Source organism: Tahibacter soli, from assembly GCF_025717065.2.
In the GTDB taxonomy this organism is placed as follows: Bacteria; Pseudomonadota; Gammaproteobacteria; order Xanthomonadales; family Rhodanobacteraceae; genus Tahibacter; species Tahibacter soli.
The window spans coordinates 43,775-67,225 of sequence record NZ_JAOVZO020000014.1 but is presented as its reverse complement, the minus strand read 5'-3'; the positions used below and the strand labels follow the sequence as shown (position 1 = coordinate 67,225).

19 protein-coding genes are annotated in these 23,451 nt (G+C 69.1%); 5 read left to right on the top strand and 14 right to left on the bottom strand.

Annotated elements, in window-relative coordinates; all coding sequences use genetic code 11:
- Positions 1–315 precede the first annotated feature (315 nt).
- On the bottom strand, positions 316–1,098 hold the full coding sequence (locus OD750_RS08850) for a sterol desaturase family protein (protein ID WP_263545011.1): 783 nt from the start codon (positions 1,096–1,098) through the stop codon (positions 316–318).
- Positions 1,099–1,278: 180 nt separating this feature from the next.
- Between OD750_RS08850 and OD750_RS08845 the strand changes: the two genes are divergently transcribed.
- Complete coding sequence (locus OD750_RS08845; RefSeq protein ID WP_263545012.1) at positions 1,279–3,186, top strand: winged helix-turn-helix domain-containing protein; 1,908 nt, start codon at positions 1,279–1,281, stop codon at positions 3,184–3,186.
- 30 nt (positions 3,187–3,216) lie between these two features.
- Here the strand turns inward: OD750_RS08845 and apyS are convergent, their stop codons facing one another.
- The 6 genes from apyS to apyO all read right to left on the bottom strand — a co-directional run bounded on the left by apyS (position 3,217) and on the right by apyO (position 9,659).
- A complete protein-coding gene (apyS, locus tag OD750_RS08840; protein WP_263545013.1) occupies positions 3,217–4,197 on the bottom strand; it encodes a RiPP biosynthesis methyltransferase ApyS in 981 nt (326 codons plus the stop codon).
- Positions 4,194–6,095, bottom strand: a complete 1,902-nt coding sequence (apyD, locus tag OD750_RS08835; protein ID WP_272841903.1) for a RiPP biosynthesis radical SAM protein ApyD — start codon at positions 6,093–6,095, stop codon at positions 4,194–4,196. Before apyD ends, apyS begins: the two co-directional genes overlap by 4 nt.
- 55 nt (positions 6,096–6,150) lie before the next feature.
- Positions 6,151–6,927, bottom strand: a complete 777-nt coding sequence (gene apyI, locus OD750_RS08830; RefSeq protein WP_263545015.1) for a RiPP maturation protein ApyI — start codon at positions 6,925–6,927, stop codon at positions 6,151–6,153.
- Complete coding sequence (gene apyH / locus OD750_RS08825) at positions 6,924–7,769, bottom strand: multinuclear non-heme iron-dependent oxidative enzyme ApyH (RefSeq protein WP_263545016.1); 846 nt, start codon at positions 7,767–7,769, stop codon at positions 6,924–6,926. The genes apyI and apyH overlap by 4 nt, the downstream gene beginning before the upstream one ends.
- Positions 7,770–7,830: 61 nt before the next feature.
- Positions 7,831–8,049, bottom strand: coding sequence for an aminopyruvatide family RiPP (gene apyA, locus OD750_RS08820; protein ID WP_263545017.1), 219 nt, complete (start codon positions 8,047–8,049; stop codon positions 7,831–7,833).
- Positions 8,050–8,303: 254 nt separating this feature from the next.
- Positions 8,304–9,659 (bottom strand): RiPP biosynthesis cytochrome P450 ApyO, encoded by a 1,356-nt coding sequence (apyO, locus tag OD750_RS08815; RefSeq protein ID WP_263545018.1) that lies wholly within the window; start codon positions 9,657–9,659, stop codon positions 8,304–8,306.
- Between the two features lie 120 nt (positions 9,660–9,779).
- Here apyO and OD750_RS08810 point away from each other — a divergent pair, with 120 nt between their 5' ends.
- Entirely contained in the window at positions 9,780–11,747 is a 1,968-nt protein-coding gene (locus OD750_RS08810) for a right-handed parallel beta-helix repeat-containing protein (protein ID WP_263545019.1), read from the top strand.
- Here OD750_RS08810 and OD750_RS08805 read toward each other — a convergent pair.
- Entirely contained in the window at positions 11,741–12,661 is a 921-nt protein-coding gene (locus tag OD750_RS08805; protein ID WP_263545020.1) for a glutaminase, read from the bottom strand. The two genes, OD750_RS08810 and OD750_RS08805, sit on opposite strands and share 7 nt — an antisense overlap.
- A 128-nt stretch (positions 12,662–12,789) precedes the next feature.
- On the opposite strand from OD750_RS08805, the gene OD750_RS08800 reads away from it, so the two are divergent.
- Positions 12,790–15,072 (top strand): CocE/NonD family hydrolase, encoded by a 2,283-nt coding sequence (locus tag OD750_RS08800; RefSeq protein WP_263545021.1) that lies wholly within the window; start codon positions 12,790–12,792, stop codon positions 15,070–15,072.
- Positions 15,073–15,115: 43 nt separating this feature from the next.
- On the opposite strand, the gene OD750_RS08795 is transcribed toward OD750_RS08800, so the two are convergent.
- Entirely contained in the window at positions 15,116–15,658 is a 543-nt protein-coding gene (locus OD750_RS08795) for a hypothetical protein (protein WP_263545022.1), read from the bottom strand.
- Between the two features lie 324 nt (positions 15,659–15,982).
- Between OD750_RS08795 and OD750_RS08790 the strand changes: the two genes are divergently transcribed.
- On the top strand, positions 15,983–16,672 hold the full coding sequence (locus tag OD750_RS08790; RefSeq protein WP_263545023.1) for a hypothetical protein: 690 nt from the start codon (positions 15,983–15,985) through the stop codon (positions 16,670–16,672).
- 18 nt (positions 16,673–16,690) lie between these two features.
- Here the strand turns inward: OD750_RS08790 and OD750_RS08785 are convergent, their stop codons facing one another.
- The 4 genes from OD750_RS08785 to OD750_RS08770 form a co-directional block, all read right to left on the bottom strand.
- A complete protein-coding gene (locus OD750_RS08785; protein ID WP_263545024.1) occupies positions 16,691–17,722 on the bottom strand; it encodes an NADP-dependent oxidoreductase in 1,032 nt (343 codons plus the stop codon).
- Between the two features lie 98 nt (positions 17,723–17,820).
- Positions 17,821–18,423 (bottom strand): TetR/AcrR family transcriptional regulator, encoded by a 603-nt coding sequence (locus OD750_RS08780; protein WP_263545025.1) that lies wholly within the window; start codon positions 18,421–18,423, stop codon positions 17,821–17,823.
- Positions 18,424–18,457: 34 nt separating this feature from the next.
- Positions 18,458–19,915, bottom strand: coding sequence for a tetratricopeptide repeat-containing glycosyltransferase family protein (locus tag OD750_RS08775; RefSeq protein ID WP_263545026.1), 1,458 nt, complete (start codon positions 19,913–19,915; stop codon positions 18,458–18,460).
- Positions 19,916–19,955: 40 nt separating this feature from the next.
- Complete coding sequence (locus tag OD750_RS08770) at positions 19,956–20,270, bottom strand: hypothetical protein (protein ID WP_263545027.1); 315 nt, start codon at positions 20,268–20,270, stop codon at positions 19,956–19,958.
- A gap of 236 nt (positions 20,271–20,506) precedes the next feature.
- Here OD750_RS08770 and OD750_RS08765 point away from each other — a divergent pair, with 236 nt between their 5' ends.
- The gene (locus OD750_RS08765) at positions 20,507–21,208 is read left to right on the top strand and encodes an ion channel (protein ID WP_263545028.1); all 702 of its coding nucleotides are present in this window, start codon (positions 20,507–20,509) and stop codon (positions 21,206–21,208) included.
- 1,292 nt (positions 21,209–22,500) lie between these two features.
- On the opposite strand, the gene OD750_RS08760 is transcribed toward OD750_RS08765, so the two are convergent.
- Positions 22,501–23,406, bottom strand: a complete 906-nt coding sequence (locus OD750_RS08760; RefSeq protein WP_263545029.1) for a cyclase family protein — start codon at positions 23,404–23,406, stop codon at positions 22,501–22,503.
- Between the last annotated feature and the right edge of the window lie 45 nt (positions 23,407–23,451).

Genomic DNA, 23,451 nt, shown 5'->3' with positions numbered 1-23,451 from the left:
GCTTCGCCGGACGCGCCCCAACGAGACTTCGCAGGCACGTGAGAGATATCGGCCGACAACGGCAGTACTCCATCGGCGAGGCGGCGCGGAAACGTCAAACGACATTGCCGTGCGGCGCGATTCGGCCGATGGCGGCTGGTCGCCCCCTGATACAGCCCATGCCGAAACCGATCCGTCGCCCGGCAACGACGGTCGACGCCGTTGCCGCCTCGCCGCCGCGCGGAGCTACGAGCCGCCCGTCCGCGCCCGATCGAATGCCGATGTTTCCACTATTCGCCAAATATCCGATTGAACCGGCCGGCGCGGCGGCATCGATCAGCGTCCCGCGGACCTCGCGTCAGGCTCGAAGTCGCCCGCGGCAATATCCTTGAACGCGAGAAGCTGCGCGACCTTCGCCGAAGCGCCGTCATAGAAGCCGCTTGCGCCGGCGAAGTCCTTCGGGTTGCGAAAGGTGCCGAACAGGATGTCGAACAGCGGCAGGTCGGAATAGTTGTACCGGTGTATGCCGCGGGCGTGATGAACGCTGTGGCTCTCCGGCCGCTGCACGATGTATCCGAGCCATTGCGGCGTGCGGACGTTCAGGTGCTGGAACACGCCCAGAAACATCGTGGCGTAGAGAAAGTACGTGACGGCCTGGACGCCGAGCCCGAGCACCACGGTCAGACTCAGGCTGGCGAGGAACGTGAAACCCACGATGTCGAGCGGGCTGAAGTAGAACGCGCCGTAGCTGTCCACGCGTTCGGCGCTGTGGTGCATCTGATGGAAGGAACGCCAGAGCCAGTTCACGCGGTGCATGGTCCGGTGCCAGACGTAGACCAGAAACTCGTAGACCAGCACGGCGATCCCCGCCCCGACGAACGGATCGAGCGCTTCGAGGTTGAACCACCGGTACCGCGCCAGCGTGTCGCCCCAGAGCAGCGGCAGATACGACGACAGATAGAAATAGAACACGAATACGACCAGCGCCCGGGTCTTCCAGCCCTTCACGTGAGGCAGGGTACGCGCCGGGAACAGCGCCTCCAGCAGTATCAGGACGCCGTACAACGCAAGGACGGTCAGGGAAACGGGATCCAGCAGTATTTGCAGCGGCGTAGGCATATCGGCTCATCCGGGTAGCGTCGTTCGACCGGGTGCGACATTGACTGACGGGCCGGAGCGCCGCATGGCGCCTGGATAATTTTTGCGTAATGGTTTGATAATCGCCCGCGGGGCCCGCCCCCGCCGTCGGGAAGACCGGCCGACCGGGTCGGCACACGCGCGAGCACGGGCGACGGTCGAATGAAATACCGGATAGCGCAATACGTCATCGACACGACCCGGTTTCGCATCACGAGCGGCGATGCCGCCGTGCCCGCCGAGCCGAAGGTGTTCGATCTTCTGGTGTACCTGATCCGGCATCGCGACCGGGTGCTGTCGAGGGACGAGCTGTTCCGGGAAGTCTGGGACGGACGCGAAGTGTCGGATGCTACGCTGAGCAATCACGTCAAGAGCGCGCGCAAGATTCTCGGCGACAACGGCGAGCTGCAGAAGACCATCCTGACGATCCGCGGTCGCGGTTATCAGTTCGTCGCGCCGGTCGACGAGATCCCGGATGCTCCGCCAGACGCCGGGAACGAAGACATCCCGGAACCGCTATCCGTCGCGCCTCCCCTCGCCGGCCCTGCTCTCGCCGGCCCCGCCGTGCCGGCCCCGCGCCGGCTTCTGGCGACAGCGATCGCGCTGCTGTTCGCGGTGCTGATCGGCTGGTACGCGTTCGCGTCCCTGCGCCCGCGCCCGCCCTGGGACGTGCCGTACATCGTCGTGGTTCCGTTCGACGTCTCCGGCGACGCGCGCGACGCCTGGACCCCCTTCGCCGACCAGGTCACGCGCGAGGTGATCCGCAACCTGCGCAAGATATCCGGCCTGCGCGTGGTGCCCGCGACGTCGGCGTTCGCCTTCAGGGACGACAAGAGCCGCGACCACATTCGCCGCCAGCTGCCCGACGTGCGGTTCGTGCTCGACGGCGCGGTGAGCGTCTCCGCCGGCAACGCGCTGCGCATCACCGCCGAACTGGAGGATCTGAACACGGGCCTCGTCGTCTGGGACGACGCCTACGAAGGCCGTACCGACGACACGAACCTCTTCGCGATGCAGTCCGGCATCGCCGCCGCGGTGTCGGACTCGCTCAAGGTGGCGATCCTCGCCGAAGAACGGCGCGCGCTCGACGCGTTTCCGACCGCCAACCTCAACGCCTACGAGGCCTACGTGGCCGGGCGGTTCGAGCTCGGCCGGATCAGTCACGAATCGCTGCCGCGCGCGATCGCGCTGTTCGACAAGGCCATCGCCCTCGATCCGAAGTTCTTCGACGCCTACATCGCCAGAAGCGATGCCTACCGCCAGTTGTTCGCGTACTTCGAACCGCCGGTCGAGATGCTGCAGAAGGTCGTCGATTCGCTCGCGCAGGCGCGGCAGCTGCGGCCGGATTCCGCCGAGGCCTGGTCGTCGCTCGGCCTGACTTACGTGATGGCCTGGCGCTGGAAGGATGCCTGGACCGCGTTGAACATGGCCCGGCGCCGCGACCCGACGCTGGCGCAGACGGAACTGGGCTTCGCGCTCTACTACTCGGGGCTCGGCGAGGCCGACAAGGTCAAGCGCGCGCTGGCCGACGCCGAGCGCCTCGATCCGCTCGACACCGAGATGGCCGACTGGGGAAACTGGGCGCTGTTCATGGTCGGCGAAAACCAGGCCGCGCGGGAATGGGCCGACAAGCGGATGCGGCAACACCCCGACATCGGACCGGTGTTTTCGGGCGCCAGCGTCGGCGCCTACATCGCCGGCGACCACGAAACAGCGATCCGGCTCGCGCAGCGGGGCGTCGAACTGGACGCCTCGTCCGTCGCGCTGATCATGCTCGCACAGGCGTACGGCTACGCGGGGCAGCGGGAAAAAGTGCTGCCGCTGCTGGAGAGGGCCGCGACCGTGGGCACCTACACCTGCCCGTACGAATCCGCCGTGGCGTATCTGAGCATCGGTGAGCCCGAGCGCGCGATGGATCTGCTCGACGAGGCCGTCGCCAAGCGTTCGAACTGTCTCGTCTTTCTGCGCAACGATCCGCGGCTGGCGCCGATCCGGCAGCATCCGCGCTACGCGATTCTGCTCAGCCGCGTCGGACTGGACGACGTGTCGGTCGCGTCGTACAAGAAGTGACGTGGCCCGCCCGCCTCGCGCCCCGAGATTTCACAACGCAACAATATGCACGAATCGCGTCGTCGTCTCGTCCTCGACGCAATGCGCGAGCCGGCATCCGGCGCTGCGGTACAGCGCATCCCACGCCTCGCGCGTCGCGGCGGGTATCCCCTGCCCCGAAATGGCCTGCGCGAAATCGTGCAGCAGCGTCTGCCGGTCGGCCGGCAGCGTCGTGCCGAGCCGGCCGTAGTAGTCGGCGACCACGAGCACGCGCTCCGGAAACGTCGCGCGCAACCCCTTGAGCCATGCGACGAACGCCTCGGCGCCGTTCGCGAACCATTCGTTCGCGACGTCGCCGGCCACGAGCAGCCGGATCTGCGATCGCACGCGTTCGGGCAGCGCGATCCACGTTTCGCGACTGTCGCCGCGCACGATCGTCACGCGCCTGGACACGCCGGCCTCGCGCATCCGTTCGCGCGCGACGCGGCACATCGCCGCGTTCGCATCGATGCCCCACGCGCGCAGCGTCGAATCCTGCAGCGCCATTGCGAGCAGCAGGCTGCCGGGGCCGCAGCCGAGATCGAGCACCGGCGCGAGATCCAGTTGCAGCACGATCGCCGCGACCGGCGAGTCGACGCGCACCGGCACCTGCGCGAACGCCTGCGCGTGACGCCGACGGTCGACGAACGCGCCCGCGCGTCGCGGCGCGACGAGCGACGCGGCGAGTCCCGCCGCGTTCGGCGCGAACGCGCCGGCGTAGAGTTCGATCTGGAATCGCGCGGCGACGTCGTATGCGTCGGTCGCGCGAAACACGTCGCCGCCGCGCTCGACGAGATCGGTGCGTGCCGCGACGAACGCGAGCGTCGCACGCAGCAGCGCCTCGTCGAGCGACAGCCTTCGTGCCAGTGCGCGCGCCGATCGCGGCTTGCGCAGCAGCGCGTCGAACACGCCGAGTTCGGTCAGCGCCGCGAGCGCGTGCGCCAGATGCAGACCTTCGACGGCGTCGAACGCGGACAGCCGCGCCGCGCTCAACGCGCGCGCTCCGGCGCGAGGATGCCGAGCGCGACGAGCCGTTCGAAGAACGCGGGTGCGATGTCCGCGTCGAGCGCACGCGCGACGTCGGCGCAGCGCCGCGGTTCGTCGAACAGGCCGACGATCGCGGCCACGCCGTCGTCGACGCGGTACGCCGCGGCGCGCTCGGCGCCGGCACGCACGAGATACGTCACGCGTTCTGCGTCGATCTCGTCGTCGAGCAGGTCGCGCCCTTGCGCCGCCTGCGCGATGCGCGCGAGCCAGCGTTCGCAGTCGTGCATCGCCGGCAGCACGCGCACGGCGAGCCGGTATTCGCACCGCGCGTCGTAGCGCGCGTCGATCGCATTCGTGCCGCCGGCCTGCGCGTCGTGCAATTCGAGTCCGTAGCGGAACAGCGACGCGACGTGATGATGCGCGCCGAATTCGCGCGCGACGACGGCGAGCAGCGACGCCGCGTCGGCCGTCGCCGACGCATCGCGCCATGCGCCGACGAGGCGGCTCAGGCGATCGTCGTAGCGCTTCAACGCATAGCGCAGCACGAGCGGGCCGACGCGGCGCAGCACGTCCATCGCCTGCACCGCAAACGTGCGCCGCGCGCGCGGCAGCAACGTCGGATAGTGGTAGTACGTCTGGAACGTCCCGGGATCGCCGAGCACGAGATCGCGGTCGCCGCCGTTGAGCAGGTATGCGTTGAACGGGCTCGAGAATCCGTCGTACGCGATGCGCGCGCCGAGTTCGTCGTACATCGGCGTGCCGGGCTCGGGCTGCAGGATGTGCAATTGTGCAAGGTTTCCTTCGTCGGCGCAGCGCCCGATCATGTCGAGCGTGTCGTCCTGGTCGTCGGTCGTTTCTTCGGGATAGCCCGTGATGAACGACGTGGTCGTCGCGATGCCGACGCGGCGGGTGACGGCCAGCGTCGGCGCGACGAGGTCGAGGTCGAGCCGCTTCTTCGCGATCTTCTGCATGCGTGCCGAACCGGTTTCGATGCCGAAGTACAGACCGACGCAGCCGGCGTCGGCCATCTGTTCGAGCAGCGCCTCGTTGACGCAGTCGACGCGCGCCGACACGCGCCAGCGGAAGCCGCGCCCGCGCACGGCTTCGCAGAACTCGCGCACTTTGCGTTTGCTCACCGTGAACATGTCGTGGTCGAGCTTGAAGTCGCTGTAGCCGTACGCGTCGCGCAGCCGTTCGAGTTCGCGCACGAGCCGCTCGGCCGATTTGAGGCGGAAGCTGCGCTGGAAGAAGGTCGCGGTCGAACAGAACGTGCACATGAACGGACAGCCGCGCCCGGCTTCGACGCGCAACAGGTCGAGCCCGAGTTCGGCGATCGGATAGTGCTCGTACGGCAACAGCGGCAGGCGGTCGAGATCCTCGACGATCGGCTTGCCCGGCGTCGCGCGGAACGCGCCGTTCGCGCCGCGCCAGCTGATGCCCGGTATCGCCTCGAATGCGCGGTTCGGCAGCGCGGCGAGCACCGCCGGCAGGATTTCGTCGGCTTCGTGCCGCACCACGACGTCGAAGGGCGCGTAGCGTTCGAGGATGTGCCGGTCGAGCATCGTCGCGTGCGGACCGCCGAGCATCACCGGCAGGTCGGGCTCGGCGCGCTTGAGCCGCTGCGCGACGTTCAGCGCGAACAGAAAGCTGCAGCCGAGCGACGTGAAGCCGACGGCGTCGGGGCTCTCGCGCAGGATCGTTTCGGCGGCGCGCGCGTACAGCGTCTCGTCGTACGGCAGTTCGCCCGTGCGCACGAGGCGTTTCGGATCGTAGATGCGCACGCGATGGCCGTCGCCTTCCGCGGCGGCGGCGAGCGCGAGCAGGCCCAGGTGCGGATGCACGTCGAGCATCGCCAGATCGCCGGCGTCGGGCAGCACGAGGTTGTCGACGAGCACGAGTTTCATCGAGCAGGTTTCATTGAGCGGGTTTCATCGAGCGGGTTTCATCGCGAGCGCTTCATCATGCGGGCAGCTCGACGAGTCCGATCGACGCGAACGCGGCGAGCGCGCGCCGGACGGCGCCGATGGTCGCCCGGCCGCCGCCGAGCCGGCGCGCGAGCTGCGCGATCGAGCGTTCGCCGTCGAGGCTCGCGACGAGGTACTGGCCGAACGCGTCGAGCTCGACGATCGCGATCTCGCCGCCGTCGTTGCGCCAGAAACACAGGCGGCGCGCGCCGCGTTCGACGGCCGCGAAATCCGGCGCGGGCCGGTACGCGATCGCCGCGACGTCGCGCGGATCGCAGTCGAATTCCTCGACGATCGCCGTGCCGGCGATGCGCGGCGCGCGCGCGGCGCCCGCCGCCGGTGCCGGCACGTGCCACGGTCCCAGCCGCGCGAGCGCATGCTCGTGGCGCAGCATGTCGCGCAGCAGCGCCTGCGCCGGTTGCGCCGCGTCGAGCCACGTCAGCGCGAAGTCGACGAGATCGGCCGCGCGCTGCGGCACGCTCGCCGCGTACGGCACGCCCGATGCCGCGCGCTGCATCGCGTACGCCGCGAACAGATCGATCTCGATCGCCGCGGCGCTCATCAATCGGAAGCTCAGCGCGAATTCGGCCCGCAGGTTGTTGTGGCGCACCTTGACCGCGAGGCCGGCGAACTTGTGCAAGGTGTCGAGATCGAGCGCATCGGGCGCGACGCCGAGGCGTTCGAGCGCGGCCGGTTCGTCGCGCCACTGCGCGATGCGGCGCGGATCGTCGACGCCGGCGACGAGCACGGCGTGCACGCGCGCGGCGTTCATGCGGCATCCAGCGCGCCGCGCAGGCGCGACAGGTGCTGCGCGAGGATCGCCTGCGGAAACGTGGGCGACCAGTTGTATTCGACCGTCAGCGCGCGCGGCCGAACGCGGCGCAGCACGGTGTCGAGCAGTTCGAACACGAGCGGCGGCGCCGGCATCGCATGGTCGTCCCAGGCGACGCCCGACTGCGACGACAGCCCCGACACGTGCACCTCGACGACGCGTTCGAGTGGCCAGCGCTCGAGTTCCGCGCGCGGCTCGACGCCGGTGTTGATGCAGGTGATGAGGTAGTGCGTCAGATCGAGCAGCAGGCCGACATCGCAGCGCTGCGCCACCTTGCCGACGAAGTCGGTCATGCCCATCGTGCTGCCCGGCACGTCGAAATATTGCGGCGAATTTTCTACGATCAGTTCGACGTCGCCGAGCCGCGCGCGCGCCGTCGCGAGGTTCGCCGCCACACGCTCGATCGACTCCTCGCTCAGTTGCGGGCACACGGTGTAGCTCAGCGTCGTGGGCTCGGCCGCGGGATCGTCGGCGTCTTCGGCCGCGATGAACGCGAGGTGTTCGCCGATCCATGGCGTCGCGGTCTGCCGCGCGACGGACGCGACCGCGTCGAACGTCGCCGCCGACGGCGGCACGTTGCCCGCGACCGACAGGCTCGCGCAGTGCAGCACGAGCGGAATGCGTTGCCGGATCGCCGCGAGCGCCGGCGCGTGACGCAGCTGCTCGAACGGAATCTCGAGATAGTCGATGCCGTCGGGGTTGTCGTCGAGGTACGCGAGCGCGCTCGGCCCGTACGCGAGCCCGAGGCGCGTGCGCGCCGGATCCGATTCGAATCGTCTCACGTCGACTCCCGTCCCGCGCACGAAACGCGTGGCGCGCGGCCCTGCCGCGCGCCACGTCGGCTCAATCGTACAGCCAGGGATCGCCGAGCCTGCCGCCGATCAGATCGACCTTGCTCAGCGTGATCGTCAAAGAACCTTTCGCGATGCATTTCTGGATCGCCGCGATTTTCTTCGCGTCGAGCGGCATCGTCAGCTTCAGTTTCGGAATGGCGCCGGCCACGCTGACCGACGCTTTCTTGCTCGCCGTCTTCTTCGCGGCGCCCTTGCCCGTTACTGCCATGATCTGCCCTCCGTCGTGCGCATGAGCCTTCGGCCCGAAAGCGACAAACAGATTTCCGGATAGGTCTGAACAGGCGTCGAGTTCGAATTTCTGTGGAGGCCGCGTATCCCCACAACCCCCGCCGAATACCTGCTACGCAGGCATTCGGCGGCCCCCTTGACTCAAGGGGGCTCCAACGGCAAAAGCAAAACCCGTACTCCAGACCGTCTCGCGCTGCGCGAAATTCAAACGATAAATAACCCGATTGTCAATAGTTATTGTTCTTTAAAATCCACCAAACGCAATAATCCGCCGAAAATCGCGCCGCCCTCCGCCGCACGGCGCACGCCGCGGAACCGCACGACCGGATCGTGCGTCGGCAGCAGCATGATGTGCACGCGCCAGTCGACGGCCTGGTCGCCTGCGAGCACGATGTCGGCGCAGCGCGCGAGCGCGGCGACCGCGTCGCCGACGAGCCTGAGCGCGAGCGCGCGGCCGACGCACGCGTGGCCGCCCGCGCCGAACGGAAAATAGTCGAACGGCGACGGCCGCGTGCCGAGCCAGCGCGACGGCGAGAAACGCCGCGGCTGCGCGAACGTGCGCGGATCGCGATGCGCCAGGAACGGGCACAGCACGATCTCGCTGCCGCGCGGCAGCGCGGCGCCCGCGAGCACGACCGGCGCCGCGGTCACGCGCACCATCAGCGCGTTCGGCGTCAGCACGCGCAGCGCTTCGTCGACGACGCGCTCGACGAGGCCGTGCCGCGATCCGTCGTCAGGCGGCGCCGCACGCAGCGCCGCGCGCACGTCGGGGCGCTGGCTCAAGAGCAGCACGAGCCACGTCAGCGCGACCGCGACCGGCTCGTAGCACGAGATGAACGCGACGTTCGCGTGCGCGACGAACGCGTCGTCCGACAGCGCGTCGTTCTGCGCGAGACGCGCGAGCGCGCCGTCGCCGTGCGCCGCGCGACGCCATGCGCGCAGCGCGGCGTCGGCGGCGAGTCCGCGGCGGATCAGCGCCGCGCGCACGTCGGCGTCGCCGCCCTGGTTGCCGAGCGTCGCCGCGCGGCGCAAGTGGAAATATTCCATCAGCGTCGACGTGGCGAACGCCGCGTCGCCGAACAGCACGCGCGACGCGAGCGTCAGCGTCAGCGCGCGCATCGCGTCGAGCAGACGCACCGCCGAGCGGCGGCGCCAGCGCGCGCACTGCGCGGCGACGAGCGTCTCGACGTCGCCGCGCGCACCGGCGTCGGCGAGCGCGGCGCCGACGATGCGCTTGTCGCGTCCGTGTGCCTCGCCGCGCATGCTGTGCAGCCCCGCGTTGAGGTTCTGCAGCGGCGCCGGCAGATCGAGCAGTTGCGCGGCGGAGATCGGCAGCGCGTAGTTGTCGATGTCGGTCAGCACCGCGCGATGGCGGTCGGCGCCGAATACCGCGACGACGCCGGCGCAGTCCGGCGCGCGCGACAACAGCGGCGCGCCCTCGCCGATCACGAACGCGTCGCCGTGGCGCCGCCGCGCGCGCGCGAGCCATGCCAGCGGGTCGCGGCGCAGTCCGCTCGCGTCGCCGGCGCGCGGCAGGGCCGCGTCGATCGCGTGCACAATGTCGCCGAGTGGCTTTCCCTGCATCTGCATCGTCGAACGCTCCGTTCGCACCGATAGCAGCGCAACGACGCGGCGCTGTCAACGTCTGCACCGTGTCGCATTTCAGGTTCGTTCAACGCGATAAGCTCGCGGCGCTCGATCGGGGGAACCATGCGAACCGTACTTTTCGCCGCCGCGCTGTGCGCAAGCGGCGCCTGCCTTGCCCAGAACGCGGCGTCGTGGACGTCGCTCGACGCGTACGCGAACTTCGAGACCGCGGGCGCAACCGCGACGATCGCCGGCGACGCCGACCGCGACGCGACGATCGCGCTCGAGATGCGCCGCGTCGGCGACCCGGCGTTCCGCACCGCGCATCCGCTCGTGCGCGTCGACGCGACGCATCTCGTCGGCAGCCTGTTCGCGCTCGCGCCGAACACCGCGTACGAAATCCGCGCGACGCTGACCGATCCCGACGGCGTGACCGGCAACGCCGTGCGCACGCTGACCGCGACGACGCGCATCGACACGCTCGTCGAGCCGTCGCTGCGCACGCTGTACGTGTCGCCGGCCGGCAGCGACGGCGCGAACGGCCTGACGCCCGGCACCGCCGTGCAGACGATCCAGCGCGCCGCCGATCTCGCGCAGCCCGGCGACGTCGTGCGCGTCGCACCGGGCGTGTACCGCGAAAGCGTGACCGTGCCGCGCTCCGGCACGGCATCGCAGCCGATCGTGTTCCGCGGCGACGGCAACGGCGTCGTGCTCGACGGCTCGGCGACGCTGCCGGCCGATACCGCGTGGACCGCGCTCGCGAACGGCGTGTGGCGCACGACGCTCGCGTTCGACACGGGCCACGTCGTCGGCGAACAGGGCCGCCTGTACCGCTACGGCTCGCTCGCGGCGCTCGGTGCGCTCGCGGCCGGCGCGCCGGGCGGCTACTGGTTCGACGGCGCCACGCGGCAGCTGCACGTGAAGTTCTTCGACAACCAGGCGCCGGCCGCGCACACGATCCACGCGGCGCGCTTCGAGAACGGCTTCGTCGTCGACGGCCGCGCGTTCGTGCGCATCGAAAACTTCGAGATCCGCTATTTCGGCGCCGGCGACTACGGCAAGGCGGTGTACCTGCGCTACGCGAGCGACGCGATCGTGCGCGGCAACCGCATCCGCGACATCGGCGCGGCCGGCGTGTGGGTCAAGGGCGGCGACCGGCACCGGATCGAGGACAACGCGTTCACCGATACGTCGATCGCCGGCTGGCCGTGGGATTCGACGAAAGGCAGCTCGGCCGAGAACTCGGCCGTCGTGTTCACCGACGACGTCGGCCGCGGCCACGTGATCCGGCGCAATACGACCGACGGCGGCTTCAACGGCATCGCGCCGTGCGGCGGCAGCGCGCCGCCGGGCGCGTTCACGACCGAAGTCGACGTCTATCGCAACGACCTGCGCCGCCACAACGACGACGCGTTCGAGCCCGAGGGCTGGTGCGCGAACGTGCGCATCTTCGACAACACGATCCGCGATTCGCACATGGCGTTCGCGGTCGCGCCGGCCGCGCCGGGCCCGACGTGGATCGTGCGCAACGTCGCCTGGAACACCGGCAATACGCGCACGAGCCAGACCGACGGCTACACCGCGAGCGCGCTCAAGATCAACAGCGGCTATCCCGAAGCGGTCGGGCCGCTGCTGATCTATCACAACACGCTGGTGACGACCGCACCGGCGACCGACGCGCTGAACCTGCTCAATCCGGGCAACGCAACGCTGCTGCGCACGCGCAACAACATCGTCGCCGGCACGCGCTACGTCGTCGCCAAGGTCAATCCGATCGCCACGGACATGAACTACGATCTCTTGTATACGACCGACCCCACGCGTTTCGCGCGCTGGATGAACGTCAGCTACGCGAATCTCGCGGCGCTGCAGGCGCTGCCGGGGCTCGAGACCGACGGCGTGCAGGCGCCGCCGCAGCTCGTCGCGCCGGCCGCCGGCGATTTCCGACTCGCGGCCGGCAGCGCGGCGATCGACCGCGGCGCGGTGCTGCCCGGCATCAACGACGGCTACGCGGGCGCGGCGCCGGATCTCGGCGCGTTCGAGTTCGGCGATACGATTTTCGCGAACGGGTTTGAAAGCACCGCTCAATAGGCCCCGAAGATCGACAACCCGGTTGCCGCGGCGAAACGCTCGACCGCCGCTGCGGCCGCGATCGAGTTGCCGGCCGCGTCGAGCGCCGGCGACCATGCGCAGATCGCGAGGCGCCCCGGCGCGATCGCGACGATGCCGCCGCCGACGCCGGTCTTCGTCGGCAGGCCGATACGCCAGGCGTAGTCGCCCGAGGCGTCGTACGCGCCGCACGTGAGCATCACCGCGTTGACGCGGCGCGCGGCGGGCGCGTCGAGCACGGCAATGCCCGGCGACTGCACGCCGTCGGCCGCGAGAAACAGCGCCGCGCGCGCGAGATCGCGGCAGCTCATCGCGATCGCGCACTGCGCGCAGTACGCGTCGAGCAGCTGGGCGACGTCGCCGTCGAGGTTGCCGAAGCTCTTCATGAAATGCGCGATCGCCGCGTTGCGGTCGCTGTGCAGGCGTTCCGAACGCGCGACGGCGGCGTCGATCGCGACGTGCGTCGATCCGAGCAGCCGATGCACGAATTCGAGCACCGCGCGCTCGGGCTGCAGGTAGCGCCGGCACAGCACGTCGGCGATCACGAGCGCGCCGGCGTTGACGAACGGATTGCGCGGAATGCCGCGTTCGCGTTCGAGCAGCACGAGCGAATTGAACGGCGTGCCCGACGGCTCGCGGCCGACGCGGCGCCACAGGTCGTCGCCCTCGCGCTGCAACGCGAGGGCGAGCGCGAACAGCTTGGAAATGCTCTGGATCGAGAACGGCACGTCGGCGTCGCCGGCGCTGAACACCGCGCCGCCGACCGTCGCGACCGCGATACCGCAGCGCTCGCGCGGCACGTTCGCGAGCGCGGGAATGTAGTCGGCGACGGCGCCCTGCGCGGTCAGCGCGCGCACGTCGGCGACGATCGATTCGAGCAGTTCGCGGTAGTCCAACGTTCTGGGGCGATTGCGGCGGGCCGACGACGATAGCAAGCGCGACGGCGCGCGGCAAAACACCTATCGTTGCGACCCGCACGCCGTCTCGTGCATCCGTCGTACCGTCATCGCCTGCCGGAACCCCCATGCCGACGTTCGTTCGATTCGCCTGTCTGTTGTTGCTGTTCATCGCCCCCGCGCACGCCGCGACGTTCGACCTCGCGCCCGGCGCGCTCGCCGACGATGCCGCGATCGATCGCGCACTGCCGGCGCTCGCGCGCGACGTGCTCAAGACCTATGCCGGCCCCGACCGCGAAACCGACCTCGATGCGCGCTTTCGCCTGCAGCTCGTCGCCGGCGACTACGCCGCCGCCGAAGCGAGCCTCGCGAAACTGCACGCGCTGACCGCGCGCCGCGCGCCGCCGCAGAGCCTGGCGACCAACGTGCAGTACGCGATCTATGCCCGCGCGATGCAGGCGCCGAACGCCGCGACCGCCTTCGACGTCGCCCACGCCGCGGCGTTCCGCGCGACGTTCGCGAAGCTCGACGACAGGACCTCGGCGCTCGTCGCGCGCGCGCTCGACCTCGACCGTTCGTTCCTGCGGCAGTCGCTCGACGGCGCCGTGGCCGCGGCGAAAGAAAAACCCAAACTCGAACTCGCCGACGCGCTCGCGCTCGTCAAGGCGTACCAGATCGAGCGCGTCTACGCGCGCATCGGCCCCGCGAGCGTTCCGCTCGTCGCGGAAGACGACGCGCGGCGCTACGTGATCGAGCGCGACGTCGCGATCGCCTCGTCGGACGGCACGCCGCTGTGCGCGCTCGTCGTGCGCCCGCGCGGCGCGAAGGCACGGCTGCCCGCGCTGCTGAACTTCACGATCTACACCGATGGCAACATGTTCACCGAAGCGCGGCGCACCGCATCGAACGGCTACGCCGCGGTCGAAGGCATGACGCGCGGCAAGGGCTGCAGCACCGCGCAGGCCGTGCCGTACGAGCACGACGGCCGCGACGCCGCCGCGGTGATCGACTGGATCGCCGTGCAGCCCTGGAGCGACGGGCGCGTGGGCATGTACGGCGGCAGCTACGAAGGCTTCACGCAGTGGGCCGCGGCCAAGCGCATGCCGAAGGCGCTCAAGGCGCTGATGCCGTCGGTGACCGCCGCGCCGGGCATCGACGTGCCGAAGGAAGGCGGCGTGTTTTTTAGCTTCGTATACTACTGGCCGTTCTACGTGACGAACAACCGCACGCTCGACAACGCGCCGTACACCGACCGCGCACGCTGGAACCGCATGGCGGCGCAGTGGTACACGAGCGGCCGCGCGTACCGCGACCTTGAAAAGATCGACGGCACGCCGAACCCGACGTTCGCGCGCTGGCTCGATCATCCCGACTACGATGCGTACTGGCAGTCGATGATTCCGTATCGCGACGACTTCGCGCGCATCGACATTCCGGTGCTGACGACGACGGGCTACTACGACGACGCGCAGATCGGCGCGCTGTACTACCTCACGCAGCACTATCGCTACAAGCCCGATGCGCGGCACTACCTCGTGATCGGCCCGTACGATCACATTCGCGGCCAGCGCGGCACGGTGTCGCGCCTGGGCGAACCGCTCAAGGATCTGTGGGGCTACAAGACCGACGCCGTCGCGCAGCTCGACATCGGCGCGCTGCGTTATCAATGGTTCGACCACGTGTTCCGCGGCGGCCCGAAGCCTTCGATCCTCAAGGACCGCATCAACTACCAGGTGATGGGCGCGAACACGTGGCGCCACGCGCCGTCGCTCGCGGCGATGAGCAAGGAGCGCCTGCGGCTGCATCTGTCGACGGCGGACGACGGCACCCTGAAACTCGCCGCGAAAGCCCCCGCGGCCGACGCAAAGCCCGCGACCTTGCGCGTCGATCTCGCCGACCGCGGCGACATCGACCGCGAACCGGCCGGCCGCGGCGGCGTGACCGATACCGCGATCGACGCCGCGAACGGTCTCGTGTTCGAGAGCGAGCCGTTCGCGCAGCCGGTCGAACTGTCGGGGCTGTTCGCCGGGCATCTGGCGTTCACGACGAACAAGCGCGACTTCGACGTGACCGTGCGCCTGTACGAGCGCAGCGCGAGCGGCGAATATTTCCAGTTGTCGCGGTACATCACGCGCGCGAGCTACGCGGACGATCTCACGCGGCGCGCGCTGCTCGCGCCCGGCGAAAAGCAGGCGATCGACTTCACGAGCGGCCGATTGACGAGCCGCCGCTTCGCGCCGGGCAGCCGGCTCGTCGCGCTGGTGCAGGTCAACAAGATCGCGATGATGCAGATCAATATGGGCAGCGGCAAGGACGTGAGCGACGAGACCGGCGCCGACGGCGGCGAGCCGCTGAACATCGACTGGCACGGCGACAGCTGGCTCGAAGTGCCGCTGACGCGCGGCCGTTGAGGCGCGCTCCTCCGGCGGCATCGGAGGAGCGCGGCAGATCGGCTTACGTACCCGGCAACTCGTTGACGCACGGCAGCACGTCGACCGAGTACGTGTGCTGCGCGATGACGAGCGACTGGTCGTCGACGAAGCCCGGGCCGATCGTGCCCGGCCCTTCGACGTGGCCGCGCACGCGAACCGTGTAGTCGCCCGGCGTCGTGACGGTGCACGCGACGACGGTGCCGACGCTCTTGGCGCGCAGATTGCTCTCGGTCGTATCGCCGTCGTTCGAACACAGCGCGCTCATGATGTCGTTCGTCGGCGCGGTGGTGCGCGACGTGACGTTGAGAATGCCCTGGTTCACGACGATGTCGAATTCGACGTGTCCGCGCTCGACCTGGCATTCGGAGAAGTAATGGATGACGAGCGTGGCCGGGCGCGTGATCACGATCTGTTTGGAGATGAACAGCGCGTCGGCGGGCCCGGTCGGCACGACGACGCCGCCGGTGTCGATGCCGACGACGACGGGCTGCGCGACGGCGAGCGGCGAAGCCGCGACGCCGAGCAGCAGCAGGGCGGCGGACGAAACGAGGGTATGCAGGTTCATGACGGTGTCCTCACGGTAAGGGAAAGGCACGGCGGTCCAATCGCCGGACCGGCGAGGCGCGGGATTCGCGCTCGGATTGCTTAGTCGTGAGTCGGCGGGAAAGCCCGCCACTTTTCCGAGACGATCGCTATGCGAGCGCCATGCCGCTTTGATGTCCATGGCGAGTTTCGGTGTCGCCCCCTCACCGCATTCCTCTCCCCCGACGGCGTCGGGGGAGAGGAAGTCGCGCTTGCCGACGACGCGGCAGATGCCGCGCATCGCGCGAATCGCACAACGCCGGAAAATCCCCGTGTATACTCCGCCGCCGAGCCACAGGGGGCACGCATGCACTCGACGCCGTCGCTGTTCATCATCGCACTGCCCCGTTCGCTGTCCACCGTCGTCTACGAGCACGCCGCCGCCGCGCTGAACCTGCGCATGCCGGCGTGGACGAGCGCCGGCGAGATCTTGAACGGCGACCGCCTCGTGCTGACGCACGGCGAAGATGGCAGCCGCAAGTTCACGCCGCCCGAGCGTTCGGTCGAATTCACGCGCGTGCAGCGCTTTCTCGACGACGTGGTGCAGCCGGCCGGCGTCGCGTACAAGGACGTCGTGCAGCCGTTCGCCACGGCCGACTGGCTGCACGACAAGAACCTGCACGTGCTGCATATCCGCCGGCCGCTCGCCGACGTCGCGTGGTCGTTCGAGCGCGCCGGCTGGCACTATCCGGCGCAAGCAGCACCGGCGCGCGGCGACGACACCGAACGCCTGCTCGGCGGCCTGCTGCGCGCCGCGCGCACGCTCGCGTCGGTGCGCGCGGTCACGCTCGACTTCGACGCCGCGATCGACGACGAAGCCGCGTTGCGCGACGCGCTGCGGACTTTGTATCCGCAGCGCGCGCTCGCACCGATCCGCTATCGCGACGACGCGTTTCTCGCGTACGCGCGCGACGTGCGCGAGCGCCGCCGGCACCCGCGCTGGCGGCTGCTCGACGAGCGCATCCGCGAACTCGAAGACCGCGCGACGCTCGACTGACTCGCCGGCAGCCGCGCCTCAATCGGCGACGCGCACCACGAGCTTGCCGAAGTTGCGGCCTTCGAGCAGGCCGGCGAACGCCGCCGGCGCGTTTTCCAGACCGTCGACGACGTCCTCGCGCAGCTTCACGCGGCCGCTCGCGACCCACCCGCCCATCTCGCGGCGGAAATCGTCGTAGCGATCGGCGTAGTGGTCGAGGATCACGAAGCCCTGCATGCGGATGCGCTTCTGCACCATCATCGTGGTCAGGAGCGGCAGCCGGTTCGGGCCGGTCGACGTGGCATCGTCGTTGTAGTGCGCGATCACGCCGCACACCGGCACGCGCGCGCCGATGGAAAGAAGCGGCAGCACCGCGTCGAACACCGCGCCGCCGACGTTTTCGAAGTACACGTCGATGCCGTCCGGGCACGCGGCGGCGAGCCGTTCGGCGAACGCGGGATCGTGCCGGTCGGTGCACGCATCGAAGCCGAGTTCGTCGACGGCGTAGCGGCATTTGGCGGCGCCGCCGGCGATGCCGACGACGCGCGCGCCCTTCAGTTTGGCGATCTGTCCGACCACCGCGCCGACCGCGCCCGTCGCCGCGGCGACGACGACGGTTTCGCCCGGCTGCGGCCGGCCGATATCGCCGAGGCCCACGTACGCCGTGAACGCCGGCATGCCGAGGCCGCCGAGTGCGAGCGACGGCTGCGCGAGATCGCCGAGCGCCACGAGGTCGTCGCCGTTCGACAGCGCGTAGTCCTGCCAGCCGGCATTGCCGAGCACGACGTCGCCGGCCTGAAACCGTGGATTTCTGGATTTCGCGACACGACTGACCGCGCCGCCCGGCATCGCCGCGCCGATCGCCACCGACGGCGCGTAGGTCGGCCCGATCTCGTTCATCAACTGGCGCATGTACGGATCGAGCGACAGGTACAGCGTGCGCAGCAGCACCTGCCCGTCGTCCGGCTCGGGCACGGCGGCTTCATCGAGATGGAAATGCTGCGGCGTCGGCACGCCCTGCGGGCGGGCGGCGAGCACGATGCGGCGATTGACGGTATCGCTTTGCGGCATGGGTTCAACTCCTGCGAATGGCACAGTGGAGAGGAATAAATTAGACCGGTCGTCTAGTTCACGAGCGCAAGAAAACAGTGCGGTACAGGCTTGAAATATCAGGAATCGTGCTGAGTAAGGCCCAGCAACTGCCGCGTGCCGGCCATGGCCGTGTCGAGCGGTGTACGGTCGCGGGCGATCTTGGCCAGCAGGCTCGCGCCGAGCCAGCTCTGGTACAGCGCGACGGCGGTGGTACGCGCATCCGGCGCGGCCGGCACCGAACCGTCGGCGCTGCCCGCGTCGATGCAGCGCGCGAGGCGCTCGACGACGCCGTCGGTACCGCGCTTGAGCGCGGCGCGCATGCTTTCGGAGAGGTCGCAGACTTCGGCGCCGAGCTTCACCGCGAGGCAACGGCTCTGCGCCGCGTCGCCCGTCTGCGAATCGAGCCAGTCGCGAAAGTAGGCGAGCAGGCGCTGCGCGGCCGTGCCGGGGCCGTCGAGCAGCGCGTCGGTGCGCGCGTGGTTGTCGGCGAAATAGGCTTCGAGCATCGCCTCGCCGAACGCTTCCTTCGAACCGAAGTAGTGATAGAACGAGCCCTTCGGCACCTTCGCCGCCGCGAGCACTTCGGCGAGACCGACCGCCGTGAAACCTTTGCGCAGCATCAGCGGATGGGCGACGTCGAGGATGTGCTGGCGGACGTCGGTGGCGGCGGGGGTATGCATGGCGCGGTACTCTAGTCGCAATTAGACCGGTCGTCTAGTCGACGACCAGGGCTTGCAGCGCCGCCGCGACGCGCGCGATCGCATCGCCCCACTCGCCCGGTTCCCGCTGGCGGAACAGGCGCATCGACGGATACCACGGCGAGTCGTCGCGCTCGCGCTGCCAGCGCCAGTCGGCCGGTTCGCCGACGAGCAGCCACGTCGGCCTGCCGAGCGCGCCGGCGAGATGTGCCATCGCGGTATCGACCGTGATGATGAGATCCATCGCTTCGACCAGCGCCGCGGTCTGCGCGAAATCGCCGAGCACCGGGCCGAGATCGACCGCGTTCGTGCCGGCGAGCGCACCGCTTTCCTCGCCAAACTGCAGCGAGTACAGGCGCACGCCGGGCACGTTCGCCAGCGGCAGCAGCGCGTCGAGCGGACAGTCGCGCCGCGCGGCGGCCGGATGGCTGCGCAGGCTCGCCCGGACGAAGCCGACCTTGAACGTCCCGTCGTCGTGCGCCGCGAGCGCTTCGCGCTGCGCGTCGACGAGCGGCGGCGCGCGCAGATAAGGCACCGGCGCGATCGCGTCGCCGTGCGGCGCACCGGCGATCCGCGCGAGACTCAAGAGTGGAATTTGCCAATCGTAGCCTTCTACCGTCTCGTCGTGGCGCACGAGGCGCTCGACGCCGGCGAGCGAAGCGTACAAGGCAAACAGCGGCGCCGGCACCTGCAGCCAGCAGCGACCGCCGCGTTCGCCGATCGCGCGCACGCAGCGCGCGAACTGCAGGTGATCGCCGAGCCCCTGCTCGATCCACACCATCACGACGGCGCCGTCGAGCGGTTCGCCGTTCCACACCGGTGCCGTGCTGCCGGGAAACTTCGGCGGCGCGGCGCCACCGAAGCGCCATTCGTAGTGCGGCCACGCTTCGTCGTAGCGGCCGTCGGTCAGCAGCAGACTCGCCAGATCGTTGTGCGACGGCGCGAAATCGGGCGCGAGCGCCAGCGATGCGCGCAACGCCGTTTCGGCGTTTTCGCGCCGGCCGAGCCGCGCGAACATCGTCGCCTGGTTGTGCCGCGGCGCGTGCCACGCGGGCGCCGCGGCAGCCGCGGCGTCATAGTTGAGCAACGCCGCAAGCGGACGGCCGGCGGATTCGTGCAACTGGCCGAGCCGGTTGTACGCGTCGGCCCAGCCCGGCTGCAGGCGCAGCGCTTCGTCGCACGCGGCGACCGCCTGCCCGGCATCGCCGACGTCGCGCAGCACGCCGGCCATCGCGTAGTGCAGTTCGGCGCGCTCGGGCATGTGCGCGAGCGCGCGCACGAGCACGTCGAATGCCGCATGCGGCGCGCCGAGCGCCTGGTGCAATGCGGCGAGACTCACGATCGCCGGCACCGACGCCGGCTGCGCGGCGACCGCATCGGCGAGAACGGCCGCCGCATCGGCCAATGCGCCTGCGCGGGCGAGTTGCGCGGCCCGCGCAAGGGCGGCGTCGGAATCGGCGAGGATCGCGTTCATAGGGCGTCGGAGCCGGCGCGACCGGCCGGCTCCGCGACGCTCACTCCTGGTTCGCGTAGACGAGCGAGGTCGGACCGTTCGGACCGGCCGGGAAGCACATCCAGAACGTCACCATCGCGTCGTCGCGATCGACCGTCACGGGCTTCGCCTGGTACGACTGGTTCACGTAGCCAAGCGTCACCTGGTAAGGCGGCCGGCCGGTCGCCGCGGCGTTGACGACCGCGTACGACTGCGGCGCGACGGTGCCGGTCAGCGAACCGGACGAACCCTTGATCGTGTAGAGAATTTCGCGCGGGTTGAACACGACGAGGTCGTTGGCTTCGACCTGTCCGTCGGCAATCGAATTGATGATCATGGTTTGCGTTCCTGTTGGATGAAGGGTCGAGACGACGGCGGCTCGCCGGCAAAGTACCGTCGCCGCGCGCTCGCGCTTCCCTGCCAGAACTGTCAGGCGCGCGCGCCGCGCCGCACTGTCGATTTTTACAGGTTGCACCATTCGCTCTTTTTGGATCCGTACACGCCGGCGCGCAGACGGCGCCGCATCTTCGGCGTTCGTGCGCGAACGGCGGCGATCTGCTCTACTTCGCGCCCATGACGAACCGACTGCCCCTCAAGATGCTCGCCGGCCTGCGCCGCAACCCGTCCGCCTCGCTGCTCGCGGTGCAGCTGGCCGGCGTGGCGCTGTACCCGTTCATGGAAAACACCGACGCCGGCCGCGCGCTGTTCGGCGTGTTCGGCATCGCCGTGCTGGCGCTCGCGCTACGCGTCGTCAACCGCAGCCCGGCGCTGAACTGGATCGCGTGGACGCTCGCGCTGCCGGCCGTCGTGTTGCTGCTGGTCGCGGGACTGACGCCCTACGGCGGCGCGATGCCGTACGCGCAGTTGTTCGAAGGCGCGTTGTATCTGTACACGGCCGCCGGCCTCATCGCCTACATGCTGCGCGACCACCGCGTGAGCCTCGACGAAATCTACGCGGCCGGTGCGACGTTCACGCTGCTCGCATGGGCGTTCGCGTTCGCGTACTCGGCGTGCCAGCACTGGTACCCGGGCAGCTTCACGGCGGCCGTCAACGCCGAGGCGCCGCGAACCTGGCTCGAACTGCTGTACCTGAGCTTCAGCGTGCTCTCGGGCGTGGGGCTGTCGGACGTGATGCCGATCCGGCCGCAGGCGCGCGCGCTGGTGATGCTCGAGCAGTTCGCCGGCGTGATGTACATCGCGCTCGTGGTGTCGCGCCTGATCGGTCTTGCGACGTCGCGGGCGATCGCGGGGGCGCGCGAGATCGGTGAAGTTTGATCGCTTTGTAGTTTTTGCCTGGCTTGGACAAAGCGTTCCGCTCGCTGCCGTGAATCCGCTCGTCATCCCAGCGAACGCTGGGATCCAGCTTTTGATGTTGTTGTCGCTTTGTATCTTCTGCTCGGCGTTGAACAAAGCGTTTCGCTCGCTGCCGCGAATCCGCTCGTCATCCTGGCGAACCCCAGGGCCCAGTTTTTCTTGTTGCTTTGTAGTTTTTGCATGGCTTTGAACAAGGCGTTTCGCTCGCTGCCGCGAGCGAGCAAGGGGAGTTGCTTGTCCAACTCCCCCTTGCATCCCCAAGGACACCCCGACGGCCGCGGTCTCCGGGCATCCATGCCCTCCGACTCCGCGAGATCGCTCCGGGGTTCGTTGATGGGCCATCCATGGCCCGTCAACGAACTGCGCGCATCCCTGCGCGCACCCGCTGCGCGGGCTGATCCTCCACGATCTCGCCGCGACCGACGGGGCCCCAGGGAGAGCGGGCGGCTTCCTGCCGCCAGATGCAACAGCAACAGCAACAGCAACAGCAACAGCAACAGCAACGGCAACGGCAACGGCAACGGCAACAGACGAAGCGCGGCGATTTCTTGGCTCATCTCTGCTTCTGCCTTCGCCTTTTCTCTGCTCGTCATACCAGCGCAGGCTGGTATCCAGCTCCTAGGCCCGGTTCTCGCGGACACCGACAAGCTGGATACCGGCCTCCGCCGGTATGACGGTTTTGTAGAAATGCCGCGCTCCGGCCATTGCCATTGCCGTTGCCGTTGCCGTTGCTGTTGCCGTTGCCGTTGCCGTTGCTGTTGCTGTTGCCGTTGCTGTTGCTGTTGCTGTTGCCTCTGGCGGCAGGAAGCCGCCCGCTTCACCCGGGGCCCCATCTGCCGCGAGCAAGTGCCCGGCGATAAGGCCCGCAGGGGACGCACACGGATGTGCGTCGTCCGCCGCGGTCCAGGATGGACCATCGACGGACCCCGCCGGGCGCTTGCGGTCCCGGAGGGCAGGATGCCCGGAGGGCGTGGCAGCTGGGGTGGTTTTCTTTGCTTACTTTCTTTGTCCACACAAAGAAAGTAAGACGCCCGCCGGCAGGCGGGCGGAACGCTTTGTCGAAAGCCAAGCGAAAACGACGAAGCGACCGTCAACGACGACAGCAACGTCAAAAGCTGGATCCCCGCCTGCGCTGAGATAACGAGCGAAGCGTGACTTCGGCCAGTCGAAGCAAAACGTGCCCCACCCCGTCAGAGGGCGAATTCGCTCCATTCAAGCGAAGCCCCCGGAACGAGCGCAAGCCGAAGAACCCGTTACACCGCCGCGAACGCCCGCACCGTAAACGTCCCCATCCCGCGCACCTTCGGCGGCGCCGCCGTGAACCGGAAGCCGCTTTCCGGCAGCTGCTCGAGCCCGCGCAGATGCTCGACGATCGGAATGCCCGCGCCGAGCAGGATCGTGTGCACCGGCCGCTCGCCGCCCGACGTGTCGTCGATGTTCAGCGAATCGATGCCGACGAGCTTCGCGCCGGCGTCGACGAGGTATTGCGCCGCCGCCGCGGTGAGGTGCGGATGCCCTTCGAAGTAACGGTCGGTGCGCCAGTGGGCCGCCCACCCCGTGTGTACGAGTACCGCCTTGCCGGCGACGTCGCTCGCCATGAACGCCTCGCGATCGATCGCGCGACCGCTCATGCCGGTCACGCGCACGACGACGCCCGGCAAATTCGCCAGCCTTCCGACGTCCACGTCCGCCAGATCCTCGCCGTCGGCATAGCGATGGAAAGGCACGTCCACGTACGTGCCGGTGTTCGAGCACATCGCGATATGGCCGATCTGAAATTCAGTGCCGGGCGCGTAGTGCGCGCGCGACGCCTCGCGGCTCAGAAAATCGCAGACGATCGGCGCCGGCAGTCCGCGGTACGTGATCATGCCGTGTTCGATCGTGTGCGCGAGGTCGACGATCACGGGCGCGTCCATCGACACCGCGCCCGCCGCGCTCGCCGCGGCGCGCTTGTGCCGTTCGCGGATGATCGTCTTGTTGAGAATGCGCACGGCGCCGACCATCAGCAGACGCAGGTCGCGCACGATGTACGCGGCGAGCGCGGCATCGTCGATGTCGTCGCCGTCGATGTCGAGGCGAAAACCCTGCCCCTGGATGCCGCCGCCGTTCGAGAAGTCCACTTCGAAATCGAACGCCACGCGCTTGTCGTCGCCGCTCATCGTCGCTCCAGGAAAGTCGCACGGTCGCATAGCATGCAACGTCGC

Excerpts from the sequence above, each read along its gene's own strand:
- OD750_RS08850 (WP_263545011.1), bottom strand. The coding sequence starts at position 1,098 with ATGCCTACGCCGCTGCAAATACTGCTGGATCCCGTTTCCCTGACCGTC.
- OD750_RS08845 (WP_263545012.1), top strand. The coding sequence starts at position 1,279 with ATGAAATACCGGATAGCGCAATACGTCATCGACACGACCCGGTTTCGC.
- apyD (WP_272841903.1), bottom strand. The coding sequence starts at position 6,095 with ATGAAACTCGTGCTCGTCGACAACCTCGTGCTGCCCGACGCCGGCGAT.
- apyI (WP_263545015.1), bottom strand. The coding sequence starts at position 6,927 with ATGAACGCCGCGCGCGTGCACGCCGTGCTCGTCGCCGGCGTCGACGAT.
- apyA (WP_263545017.1), bottom strand. The coding sequence starts at position 8,049 with ATGGCAGTAACGGGCAAGGGCGCCGCGAAGAAGACGGCGAGCAAGAAA.
- apyO (WP_263545018.1), bottom strand. The coding sequence starts at position 9,659 with ATGCAGATGCAGGGAAAGCCACTCGGCGACATTGTGCACGCGATCGAC.
- OD750_RS08810 (WP_263545019.1), top strand. The coding sequence starts at position 9,780 with ATGCGAACCGTACTTTTCGCCGCCGCGCTGTGCGCAAGCGGCGCCTGC.
- OD750_RS08800 (WP_263545021.1), top strand. The coding sequence starts at position 12,790 with ATGCCGACGTTCGTTCGATTCGCCTGTCTGTTGTTGCTGTTCATCGCC.
- OD750_RS08795 (WP_263545022.1), bottom strand. The coding sequence starts at position 15,658 with ATGAACCTGCATACCCTCGTTTCGTCCGCCGCCCTGCTGCTGCTCGGC.
- OD750_RS08790 (WP_263545023.1), top strand. The coding sequence starts at position 15,983 with ATGCACTCGACGCCGTCGCTGTTCATCATCGCACTGCCCCGTTCGCTG.
- OD750_RS08785 (WP_263545024.1), bottom strand. The coding sequence starts at position 17,722 with ATGCCGCAAAGCGATACCGTCAATCGCCGCATCGTGCTCGCCGCCCGC.
- OD750_RS08780 (WP_263545025.1), bottom strand. The coding sequence starts at position 18,423 with ATGCATACCCCCGCCGCCACCGACGTCCGCCAGCACATCCTCGACGTC.
- OD750_RS08775 (WP_263545026.1), bottom strand. The coding sequence starts at position 19,915 with ATGAACGCGATCCTCGCCGATTCCGACGCCGCCCTTGCGCGGGCCGCG.
- OD750_RS08770 (WP_263545027.1), bottom strand. The coding sequence starts at position 20,270 with ATGATCATCAATTCGATTGCCGACGGACAGGTCGAAGCCAACGACCTC.
- OD750_RS08765 (WP_263545028.1), top strand. The coding sequence starts at position 20,507 with ATGACGAACCGACTGCCCCTCAAGATGCTCGCCGGCCTGCGCCGCAAC.
- OD750_RS08760 (WP_263545029.1), bottom strand. The coding sequence starts at position 23,406 with ATGAGCGGCGACGACAAGCGCGTGGCGTTCGATTTCGAAGTGGACTTC.